Consider the following 11,447-nt stretch of genomic DNA (forward strand, 5'->3'; position numbering starts at 1 on the left):
AAAATAAAGGGGGATGCAAGGATGTCTTGTTTAGGAAATTTAATTTGGATTATATTTGGAGGTCTTTTTAATGCACTAGCATGGCTAGGGTTTGGATTATTATGGTGTATTACTATAGTAGGGATTCCAATAGGCCTTCAATGTTTTAAAATGGCTGGTTTACAATTTGCGCCATTTGGAAAAGAGATTGTTACTAAGAATGATAGTGGTTTAAATTTATTACTTAATATACTATGGCTTATATTTGGTGGACTTGAAATGTGTATAGCAAATTTAATTAGTGCTTTCTTTTTATGTATTACTATAATTGGAATACCATTTGCAAAGCAATCATTAAAATTAGCTAAATTATCATTAATGCCATTTGGGAAAGAAGTAATATAAAAGTAAGTGTTTTAAAATGTAAATTTTGTATGTATTATATTAGATTACGTTTAATATTTCTCTGTTTAGTAGTATTATATTGTATAAGTAGTAATTATGATTAAAAATGATCTTAATTATAATATAGTTAAGCATTATATAAGTTTAATTATTGCAAAATAATTTGTATAGAAGATGAATATAGGTACGATAAGGAGAGAAGTATATGTCTAGAAGTAAGACTAATTTGGGAGAAGGTTCAGTAGGAAAACTATTATTAAGCTTAGCTCTTCCTGCTATAGTGGCACAATTAGTAAATGTTCTATATAACATAGTTGATAGAATATTTATAGGAAGAATGGTAAATGGAGAAGTGGCTATGGCTGGAGTTGGTGTTGCTTTTCCTATTATAATGATAATATCAGCATTTTCTGCACTTATAGGTATGGGTGGAGCTCCACTTGCAGCAATAAAAATGGGTGAAAAAGATAATGAAGGTGCAGAAAAGATTATTAGTAATAGTTTTTCTACTTTAATAATTATTGGATTAATATGTACAATTGTTTTTTTGATATTTAAAGAAGATTTATTATGGGCTTTTGGAGCTAGTGATGCAACTATTGGATATGCAGTTGATTATTTAACTATATATTTAATAGGAACAGTATTTGTGCAAATAGCTCTTGGGATGAATCCATTTATTAATACACAAGGTTTTGCTAAAATTGGTATGGTTACGGTTGTGATAGGAGCTATAATAAACATAGTGTTAGATCCTATATTTATTTTTAAGTTAAACTTGGGTGTTAAGGGAGCTGCCTTAGCAACTATACTTTCGCAATTTGTTTCTGCAATATGGGTATTAACTTTCTTATTTGGGAAAAAGAGCATACTAAAAATAAGAGTAAATTATTTAGCGCCTAAATTCAAGGTATTACTACCAATAGTAGCTTTAGGAGTTTCGCCATTTATAATGCAATCAACTGAGAGTCTAGTATTAATAAGTATGAATAATAAGTTACAACTTTATGGTGGAGATTTAGCAGTTGGTGCCATGACTATAATGAGTAGTATAATGCAAATTGTTACTTTACCATTAATGGGACTTTCGCAAGGAGCACAGCCTATAATAAGTTATAACTTTGGTGCTAAAAATATAGAAAGAGTAAAAAGGACTTTTAAATTATTATTAACAAGTTGTCTTACATATACTTTTATTATGTGGGCTGCTTTAATGGTATTCCCAGAAGTTTTTGTTGGGATATTTAATAATAAGCCAGAACTTGTAGAAATAACTTCATGGAGTATGAGAATATTTTTTGGAGGAATCTTTATTTTTGGGGCACAAATAGCGTGTCAACAAACTTTTTTAGCACTAGGTCAAGCTAAAATATCACTTATTATGGCGCTACTTAGAAAAGTAGTTTTACTTGTTCCACTTATATTCATACTTCCAATGTTCTTTGAAGATAAGTTAAAGGCTGTATTATTTGCTGAACCTATTTCTGATATAATAGCGGCACTAACAACAATTACTGTATTTATAATATTTTATAAAAAGACTTTTGTTAAAGATATGGAATGAAAATATTAATATGATATACTATAAATTATAGATATTATATTTTGGTTAAAGAAAATATAGTGATAAATATTATAAAAAGTTTTGGGGGAATAAGATTTTGAAGAGTGATGAAAATAGAATTTTATTTAAAGAAATAAAATCATATGAGGAAGCTTACTTTTACAACTCATCGCCAGAAGAAAGAAATAATAAACATTTAAATAACATCAACAATGTTAAAAAGAAGGATAGTAAAATAAAAAGATTTTTTGAATCTTCGGCAGGAGATATGATTGAAGGAGTTATCGAAATATTATTTTCCATATTGGATTAATAAATTAGAAATTTTATAAATGTTAATAATAGGCTAGATTTTATAATAAAATCTAGCCCATTTAATTTAAATTCTATTGTGTATTCTTTGCATATAAAATGAAATTAATAATGTTAATGCATAATCAAAAATTAAGAATACAGGTTGTGCTATAATCCATAACAACCAAAGTGGAAGCTTTGTTATTTCTATTGCTATAAAGGACTTAAATACAAAGATAGATATAAATAAAGAAATATTACAAAATATTATTTTACAAAATATTTCTAAATATAGCTTATTTAACTTTTCAATATAGTATTTAACTATTCCGTATATTCCAAAGAATAAAATATATAGCAAAATTATATTAATAGGTAATATAAAAAAACCAATAATTGATGAAGCTATATATACAAGAAAAGCACTTTTGATAGATCCTTTAATTAGTGCAATTGGAATTAATAATGATGCTAAGGTAAGGATACTAATTGTACTTATAGGTAGTAGAAAATTTAAATATAAAATTATGTTAGTAAGTGCTACTAAAATAGCACTTAAAGTTATTTCTTTAGCTTTCATAACTTAAAACACCACCAATTAAATAATTAGGGATTAACAACAACCTATTAGGTCACCACCCATACATTCACAGATTGAATCTAAACACCATAGATTTATACAACAATCACAAGCATTAGCATTGTTTGATCCAGTTGTTCTATAATAATTATTGCTATATGCTTGAGTCCTTTGATGAAGAGAATTTAGAGTTTGTCTATATTCAAAATTATTAGGATCCATATTTACAGCTGTTTGAATATGCTTTAGACCTGCATCAAACCAACCTTTATTTGTTAGCAATACTCCATATAAGAAATTCCACTCAGCATTTCTATTATTAGATATACTATTAAGTCTATTTTCAGCTTCAGCAAAGTTTCCACTTTGAATAAGTCTTCTTATTTCTGAAAACATATAGCTATTATCACTTGATGAACTATTATATGATGAATTGCTACTGTTTGAATTACTATATGTGTTACCAGCGTTTTTAGTAAGTGCATCATAAGCAGCGTTAATATCCCTCATTTTTTCTTCAGCAAGATCTTTTAATGGATTATCACCATATTGATCAGGGTGATATTGTTTTATTAAATTTCTATAGGCTTTTTTTATTTCTTCTTGAGTTGCCCCAGGTTTTAAACCTAGTACTTCATATGGATTCATTTTAATTGTCACTCCTTTTATCTTCTCTAGTATTATTTAATATCCCAACATATTTATCCATCATACCTAATTCTAAAATGTTTTTAAGGATATCTTCATTTCTTTTTAAAGGAAATTTGGAAATTATATCTTTACAATTATATGAACAATTTAAAATTGTAAATTCTAGCCTTCCTTGAATTAAAGAAATTAATTCTTCATATGGTTTATTATCTTCATTAAACAAATAATTTATTGGATTGAATTTTTTCTTTTCTATATCATCCTTTAAATCATCAAAGGCATCTATAAGATATATCCATTTTCCTAAAGTATATCCAAGCTTATATAATTCATTTCTTAGGCTTTCGCTATCATTAATAAATTCGTTAGGATAAGCCTTTAATATATTTCCAACTATATCACTAAATGGATGGCATATTTCATCTATAGATGAGAAATTCTTATTTTTTTCTAATTCAGTTAATGTTCTAAGGTTAACTCTTATAATATCGTTAATGTCATCTATAGATTTATTAATTTTCTTTTGATATGGATAAAGTATTTTTTCAAATACTTTGCTTTTAAGATTATTATCATCTTGAATATCGTCTTTTAATTTATGATAATAAAGTGTTAAGTTCATTGCAGCAGCATAATGTAATGCATCATTATTAATAATTACTGGTTTTTTATCTTTTGGATGAGCAATACAACGTTTGATTTCAATATTAGGTTCTTTAACGGATAAGGAATCTAAAAGTATTGCTAAAAATGTCATATCATAATTTAAAACTATTCTTGGTATATTTCCAGCACTATTTTTTAATTGAAAACATAAACCACAGTAATAACTTCTGAATTTTGTAAAGTCTTTAACTTTAAGCTCTGCTTTTAGAGGAGTTACGTATCCAAACAATAAAAACACTCCTTAATATTAGTTTAGATTAATTATACAAAAATAAAGTATCATTAACAATAATTTAAAGGAAAATAAGGAAATATTAAAAAAATAGAAACAATTACAAATTAAGTTGACAAAATATTCCTAGGAATGTATATTCGAAATATACATAGAAAAGGGGATATATGGTAATGAAAAAAATACTAAAAGTAATAACTATATTATTTATAATTTTAATTATAGGCTTTGGAGGGAAATTTATATTAGATAGTAAATCAAAATCTGCTAATAATGATATACAAAACAAAGAAAATGATGCAGATATATCAAATCAAGAAGAAGAACCTCAAAAGGAAGAAAAGAAAGAGGAAGAAATTAATTATTTAACTTTAGATGTAAATGATGTTAAAATCCCTATATTAATGTACCACTCTATATCTGATAGTGATCCTAATAATACCTTGCTTATTCCAACATCTCAATTTGATGAACAAATTAAGTGGCTTAAGGAATCAGGATTTACTCCAATGTTACTAGATGATGTTATAGAGGCTTTTAACACAGGAAAAGTTCCAGAAAAGCCAGTAGCAATAACATTTGATGATGGATATGCGGATAATTATACAGATGCATATAGAATATTGAAACAGTATGATACGAAGGCTACATTTTTTATAATAACAGATAAAACTGATGTTGATGGTTGGTATATGAATTCCAATATGCTAAAAGAGATGAGCACAAGTGGTATGGGAATAGAAAATCATACGTCTAGACATATAGAATTTACAAAAATATCAAGGGAAGATAAGATTGCAATAATTAAAGAAGGTATTGAAAAGTTAAAAGAAAAGGTTGGGGTGGACAGTAAGTATGTTTGTTATCCAGTTGGTAGATATGATGAAGAAACGATAGAAATAGAAAAGGAATTAGGGATAAAAGGAGCTGTTACAACAGAAGGAGGAATTTCAAGTCTTTCTGATGGATTATATTCATTAAAAAGAGTTAGAATATCGCCTATGGATATTGAATCTTTTAAGAGTATATTTATTGATTTTATAAATTAAAAAATAATGGGATGTGATTATGTCATATCCTATTTTTATTATTATTAAAAAGAGGTTGTAGAGTTATGGGGACGTAATAAAATTATAAATAAGTTATAGTAGGAAAGTAGGGGGATAAAAATGATAGGTACATTAATAAATAGCTTAACTATAATAATTGGATCAATAATAGGGCTTTTTGTAAAAGGAAAAATAAATGAAAAGATTAGTGATACTATAATGAGTGGGTTAGCATTATGTGTTATTTACATAGGAGTATCAGGAGCATTGAAAGGAGAAAATACAATTGTGATGATTATTTCTATAGCTTTAGGTGGACTAATAGGTGAGTTAATAGATATAGATTCAAAACTTGAGAACTTAGGAAATAAAATAGAAAAAATGGTTAATAAAAATGGAAGTACTGTATCTATTGCAGAAGGGTTTGTTGCATCTACCTTACTATTTTGTGTAGGTGCTATGGCGATTGTAGGAGCTTTAGAAAGTGGTTTAAATAATAATTATAGTACACTTTTAGCAAAGTCCATTTTAGATGGAATTAGTTCTATAATATTTTCATCAACATTAGGTATAGGAGTAATCCTTTCGTCAGTTAGTGTTTTGTTATATCAAGGTAGTATTACTCTAGCAGCTGGTATGTTATCAAATATGCTTAATGATGCAGCTATAACTAATATCACAGCTGTAGGAAGTTTATTAATTATAGGATTAGGTCTCAATATTTTAGGTATTTCTAAGATTAAGGTATCAAACTTATTACCGGCTATGTTATTTGCTATATTGTTAAGTTTTATAAAGTTTTAAATTTTAATTTATAGAGTAGATTAATATGTGTATAAAAAATGATTAGTATACACTATTTATTAAAATGCGTACAATAATTATGCAGAATTAATTAATGTAAGTAATAATTAATTCTACATATATTATTAAAAATTAGCATAAATGCTTATAAAATAAGAGGTCATAGAGAATTTTAAATTGAAATGAAGATGAAAAAAGAAATTTATCTTTTTAATAATGTTCGTATATTTCTTTGGCGATTTCAGTAATATATGAGAAAAATTTTGAAAAATGTATTTGAAAAGGTTTGAATATAAAGTTATATGTCGCAAAAATAAAAAAAATGTTATAAAATTATTGTAATCACGAATTATATGTTGTATAATTTTTTTGAAAGTTCGAATGAGAAAATTTTAAAAAATTAAAGTACAAAAGTATATTAAATTACAAAGGCTTAGGGAGGATTTTAATAATGAAGAAAAAAGCAATAGCTTTAGTTTTATCAGCACTTATGGTAACTGGTTTAGTTGGATGTGGAAACAAATCAGAAGGGTCAGCAAATGATGTTAAAGTAGGTATGGTTACTGATGCAGGTACAATTGATGACAAGTCATTTAATCAAGGTACTTGGGAAGGAATTAAAAAGGCAGAAGCTGAATTAAAAGTTGAAAGTAACTATTTAAAGCCAGCTGGAACAACAGAAGCAGATTATATGAAGGAAATAGGAAATCTTTATGATACAGGATATAAATTTATAGTTACTCCTGGATTTAAATTTGAAACGGCTATTTTCCAATCTCAAGAAAAATATAATGATGCTAAGTTTGTAATAATTGATGGATCTCCTAACAATGGAAAAACTGGAGCAGATAGAGTAGAAAAAGTTGGAGATAATTCAGTTGCAGTTTATTTTGCTGAGCAAGAAGCTGGATTTTTAGTAGGAGTTGCAGCATCAGTTCAACTAAAAGAAGGTGACTTAGGATTTATAGGTGGTATGGAAATACCTTCAGTTCAAAAGTTTAACTGGGGATTCCAACAAGGGGTTAAGTATGCTAATGAAAATCTTGGAACAAAGATGAGCATTAAAGAAGAAAATGTAGTTTATCAAGGTTCATTTGATAACGTAGCAGCAGGACAACAATTAGCAGCAACTATGTACGATAATGGAGTTAAAGCTATATTTGTGGCAGCTGGTGGAGTTGGTGTTGGATCAATAAATGAGGCAAAAGCAAGAGCTACAGCTGGTAAAGAAGCTTGGATAATTGGTGTTGATGTTGACCAATATGCAGATGGTATATACAAAGATGATAAATCTATAATTTTAACTTCAGCTATGAAGAAAATAGATGTAGCAACTTTTGATATAATTAAAGATGAATTAGATGGAAAATTCCCAGGGGGTCAAACTTTAACATTTGATGTTAAAAATGATGGAGTTGGTCTTCCAAATGAAAATCCTAACTTAACTGAAGAAACTACTAAGCAAGTAGATGAAGTTTACAATAAGATTAAAAATGGTGAAATAACAGTACAAGCTGAAAAAGGCGATTTAATAAAGTAATTTAATAGATTTTAATATATTACTTATGATATGGGAAAAGACGGAAGTACCGTCTTTTTCTTGTATAAAGGATTAATTAGATTAATTTAACAATTAGTCAAAAAAAAGGAATACAAAGACTGCATAGATATAGCAAAAGTTTTTTTATATAAGTATTAGGGAGGATAATTCATGAGTTATGTAGTGGAAATGCTTAATATTCGCAAGGAATTTCCAGGGATTGTAGCAAATGATAATGTAACATTACAACTAAAAAAAGGTGAAGTTCATGCTCTTTTAGGTGAAAATGGTGCAGGGAAATCTACATTAATGGGGATGCTTTTTGGAATGTATCAACCAGAAGCTGGAGTAATAAAAGTTAAAGGAAAAGAAGTTAAAATTTCTAGTCCTAATGTAGCAAATGATTTAGGAATAGGAATGGTTCATCAGCATTTTAAATTAGTTGAAAACTTTACTGTAACGGAGAATATTATTTTAGGTTGTGAACCTAAAAAATTCTTGACAGTAGATATAAAAAGTGCTGCAAAGAAGATAGATGAATTATCAAAAACTTATGGATTAAATGTTGATCCATACGCAAAAATAGAAGATATATCAGTTGGTATGCAACAACGTGTTGAAATCTTAAAAATGTTATACAGAAATGCTGAGGTCCTTATATTTGACGAACCAACAGCCGTTTTAACTCCTCAAGAAATTGATGATTTAATTAAAATAATGCAAAACCTTATAAATGAAGGAAAATCAATAATTCTAATTACACATAAGTTAAAAGAAATAAAGGCAGTAGCAGATAGGTGCACAGTTATAAGAAGAGGAAAATATATAGGAACAGTTGATGTTAAAGAAACTACTGAAGCTGATATGGCTAAGATGATGGTTGGAAGACAAGTTTCATTTAAAGTAGAAAAGAAAGAATCTACTCCAGGAGAAGAAGTATTAAGAATAGAAAATTTATCTGTTAAAAATAATAAAAAAGTTTTAGGACTAAAGGATTTTTCGCTAAGTGTAAGAAAAGGAGAAATAGTTGGTATAGCTGGGGTTGAAGGAAATGGACAAACTGAGCTAGTTGAAGCTATAACAGGTATGAGAGGCGTAGATTCAGGTAAAATATTATTTAACGAAAAAGATATTACTAGATCTTCTATAAGAAATAGAATTGATGAGGGTATAGCTCATATTCCAGAAGATAGACATAAAAGAGGACTTATTCTTGATTATACTATGGAAGATAATATGGTTTTGAAGGTTTATAAAAATAAACCATTTTCTAAAAATGGACTTATAAATAGAAGTAAGATAACTGAATATGCAAATAATATTATTGAAACTTTTGATGTAAGATCTGGTGAAGGTGGAAAATCTATAGCAAGATCTTTATCAGGTGGTAACCAACAAAAAGGTGTTATTGGACGTGAAATCCAATCAAGTCCTGATTTATTAATAGCGGTTCAACCAACTAGAGGATTAGACGTAGGTTCTATAGAGTATATACATAAAAGACTTGTTGAACAAAGAGATAGTGGAAAAGCTGTACTTTTAGTATCATTAGAATTAGATGAAGTACTAAATGTTTCAGATAGAATTGCTGTTGTTAACAATGGGGAACTTATAGGAATAGTAAATGCCTCTGAAACAGATGAAAATGAAGTTGGATTAATGATGGCAGGAATAAAGAGAGGTGAAAGCTAATGGAAAAAAATCAAGGCTTAAAATCTATAATGGCTGTAATCTTAGGTCTTATAGCAGGTGCGATATTAATGGCAGTTATGGGATTTAATCCTCTTGAAGGATATGAATTCTTATTTAAAGGTGGATTGATGAACCTAGAGAGAATAGGTAATACAATAGCTACTGCAACACCATTAATGCTAACAGGACTTTCAGTTGCCTTTGCATTTAAAACAGGGTTATTTAACATAGGAGCACCGGGGCAAATGTTATTTGGAGGATTTTGTTCAATAGCAGTAGGTTTATCATTAGATTTACCAAAAGCAATCCTTGTTCCTAGTGTTGTATTAGCAGGGATATTAGGTGGAGCAATATGGGCTACAGTTCCTGGAATTTTAAAAGCTAAGTTTAACGTTCACGAAGTTGTATCATCAATAATGATGAACTGGGTTGCTTATTGGATAGTTTATTATAATATTCCAAAATATTTTAAGGGTGAATTCTTAGAAACTGAATCAAAAATGTTATCAGATTCAGCAACTTTAAAAGCTTCTTGGTTATCAAATATTTTTGAAGGATCATATATAAACTTAGGTATTTTCTTAGCTATGATAGCAGTTTTCATAGTTTGGTTTATATTAAATAAAACAGTTTTAGGATATGAGTTAAAGGCTGTTGGATTTAACAGATTTGGAGCCGAATATGCTGGTATGCCAGTTAATAGAAATATAGTTATTTCTATGATGATAGCTGGTGCTTTATCTGGTCTTGCAGGAGCTATACAATATACTGGTAACGCAAACATAATGCAAATAGGTGTTATGCCAAGCCAAGGCTTCGACGGTATAGCAGTAGCACTACTTGGAGCAAGTAATCCAATTGGAGTTTTCTTCTCAGCATTATTCTTTGGAGTATTATATGTTGGAAAAGGCTTTATGAATGCAGCAGTAAAGGTACCACCAGAACTTGCAGATACTATAATGGCTACAATAATTTACTTTGCAGCAACAAGTATGATAATGGATAAAGTAATAAAAAGATTCAAAAAATCAAAAAAAAGTGATTCAAAAGGTAAAAATAGTTCTTCTGAAAGGGTGGTGGAAAAATAATGTGGAGTATAATAGAACAAATTTTTCCATATGCAATTTCATATACAGTGCCTCTTTTAATAACAGCGTTAGGAGCACTTTATTGTGAAAGAAGTGGAGTTGTAAATATAGGTTTAGATGGACTTATGATAATAGGTTCATTTGCAGGAGCATTAACAGTTTCAAAGCTACAAGCAAATGGAGTAGCAGGAGCTTTATGGATAGGATTATTAGTAGCAACTTTAGTTGGGGTTTTATTCTCTTTACTACATGCATTTGCAAGTATAAACTTAAATGCAAACCAAGTAATTAGTGGTACTGCTATAAATATGATAGCAGGAGCATTAACAGTATTCTTAGCAAGAAATATTACAGGTAGTGGTAATATAAGAGTTACAAATGGATTTATTCCAAAGGATATTCCAGTATTGTCACAAATTCCAATAATAGGACCACTTTTCTTTACAAAAACTTATGCAACAACATGGCTTGTAATAGTAATTTTATTGATTAGTGCATTCTTATTATATAAAACAAGCTTTGGATTAAGATTAAGAGCTTGTGGTGAGCATCCGCAAGCGGCAGCAGCTGCTGGAGTAAGTGTATTTAAAATGAGATATATAGGAGTTATGGTATCAGGTGGATTATCAGCTTTAGGTGGAGCTATAATTTTGGTAACATACTCAGGAGAATTTAATGGAAATGTTGCAGGGCTTGGATTCCTAGCATTAGCAGCATTAATATTTGGACAATGGAAACCACTTGGAATATTAGGAGCAACATTCTTCTTTGGATTTGCTTCAACAATAGCTAACGTATCTCAAGCGATACCATCGTTAGCAGCAATACCAGGTGTATTATTAAAGATTTTCCCATATGTGGTAACTTTAATAGCATTAGTTTTATTCTCTAAATCATCACAAG

12 protein-coding genes are annotated in these 11,447 nt (G+C 28.7%); 9 read left to right on the top strand and 3 right to left on the bottom strand.

Annotation, left to right across the window (positions count from 1 at the left end):
* Window positions 1-21 precede the first annotated feature (21 nt).
* The 3 genes from CSBG_RS05560 (at window position 22) to CSBG_RS05570 (ending at window position 2,261) form a co-directional block, all read left to right on the top strand.
* The gene (locus tag CSBG_RS05560) at window positions 22-384 is read left to right on the top strand and encodes a YccF domain-containing protein (RefSeq protein WP_008677792.1); all 363 of its coding nucleotides are present in this window, start codon (window positions 22-24) and stop codon (window positions 382-384) included.
* A gap of 205 nt (window positions 385-589) precedes the next feature.
* Window positions 590-1,948 (top strand): MATE family efflux transporter, encoded by a 1,359-nt coding sequence (locus CSBG_RS05565; protein ID WP_008677793.1) that lies wholly within the window; start codon window positions 590-592, stop codon window positions 1,946-1,948.
* A gap of 97 nt (window positions 1,949-2,045) precedes the next feature.
* Window positions 2,046-2,261, top strand: a complete 216-nt coding sequence (locus tag CSBG_RS05570) for a hypothetical protein (protein ID WP_008677794.1) — start codon at window positions 2,046-2,048, stop codon at window positions 2,259-2,261.
* 66 nt (window positions 2,262-2,327) lie between these two features.
* On the opposite strand, the gene CSBG_RS05575 is transcribed toward CSBG_RS05570, so the two are convergent.
* From CSBG_RS05575 to CSBG_RS05585, 3 genes are read right to left on the bottom strand one after another with little or no spacing between them, the layout of a single operon-like run.
* Window positions 2,328-2,822: a hypothetical protein gene (locus tag CSBG_RS05575; protein ID WP_008677795.1), complete on the bottom strand. Its 495-nt coding sequence runs from the start codon at window positions 2,820-2,822 to the stop codon at window positions 2,328-2,330.
* A 33-nt stretch (window positions 2,823-2,855) separates the two neighbouring features.
* The gene (locus CSBG_RS05580) at window positions 2,856-3,470 is read right to left on the bottom strand and encodes a J domain-containing protein (RefSeq protein ID WP_008677797.1); all 615 of its coding nucleotides are present in this window, start codon (window positions 3,468-3,470) and stop codon (window positions 2,856-2,858) included.
* 1 nt (window position 3,471) lies between these two features.
* On the bottom strand, window positions 3,472-4,368 hold the full coding sequence (locus CSBG_RS05585) for a DUF5685 family protein (protein WP_008677799.1): 897 nt from the start codon (window positions 4,366-4,368) through the stop codon (window positions 3,472-3,474).
* 176 nt (window positions 4,369-4,544) lie between these two features.
* Here CSBG_RS05585 and CSBG_RS05590 point away from each other — a divergent pair, with 176 nt between their 5' ends.
* From CSBG_RS05590 to CSBG_RS05615, 6 genes are all read left to right on the top strand, one after another.
* Complete coding sequence (locus CSBG_RS05590; RefSeq protein WP_008677800.1) at window positions 4,545-5,420, top strand: polysaccharide deacetylase family protein; 876 nt, start codon at window positions 4,545-4,547, stop codon at window positions 5,418-5,420.
* Window positions 5,421-5,540: 120 nt separating this feature from the next.
* On the top strand, window positions 5,541-6,224 hold the full coding sequence (locus CSBG_RS05595; RefSeq protein ID WP_008677802.1) for a DUF554 domain-containing protein: 684 nt from the start codon (window positions 5,541-5,543) through the stop codon (window positions 6,222-6,224).
* Window positions 6,225-6,675: 451 nt separating this feature from the next.
* Window positions 6,676-7,764 (top strand): BMP family ABC transporter substrate-binding protein, encoded by a 1,089-nt coding sequence (locus tag CSBG_RS05600; protein ID WP_008677804.1) that lies wholly within the window; start codon window positions 6,676-6,678, stop codon window positions 7,762-7,764.
* Window positions 7,765-7,935: 171 nt separating this feature from the next.
* Window positions 7,936-9,456, top strand: a complete 1,521-nt coding sequence (locus CSBG_RS05605) for an ABC transporter ATP-binding protein (protein WP_008677807.1) — start codon at window positions 7,936-7,938, stop codon at window positions 9,454-9,456.
* Complete coding sequence (locus tag CSBG_RS05610) at window positions 9,456-10,544, top strand: ABC transporter permease (protein ID WP_008677809.1); 1,089 nt, start codon at window positions 9,456-9,458, stop codon at window positions 10,542-10,544. The genes CSBG_RS05605 and CSBG_RS05610 overlap by 1 nt, the downstream gene beginning before the upstream one ends.
* On the top strand, window positions 10,544-11,447 hold a 904-nt coding region (locus CSBG_RS05615; RefSeq protein WP_008677811.1), incomplete at its 3' end, for an ABC transporter permease. The genes CSBG_RS05610 and CSBG_RS05615, both read left to right, overlap by 1 nt.

The organism is Clostridium sp. 7_2_43FAA (assembly GCF_000158375.2).
Lineage (GTDB): Bacteria > Bacillota > Clostridia > Clostridiales > Clostridiaceae > Clostridium > Clostridium tertium.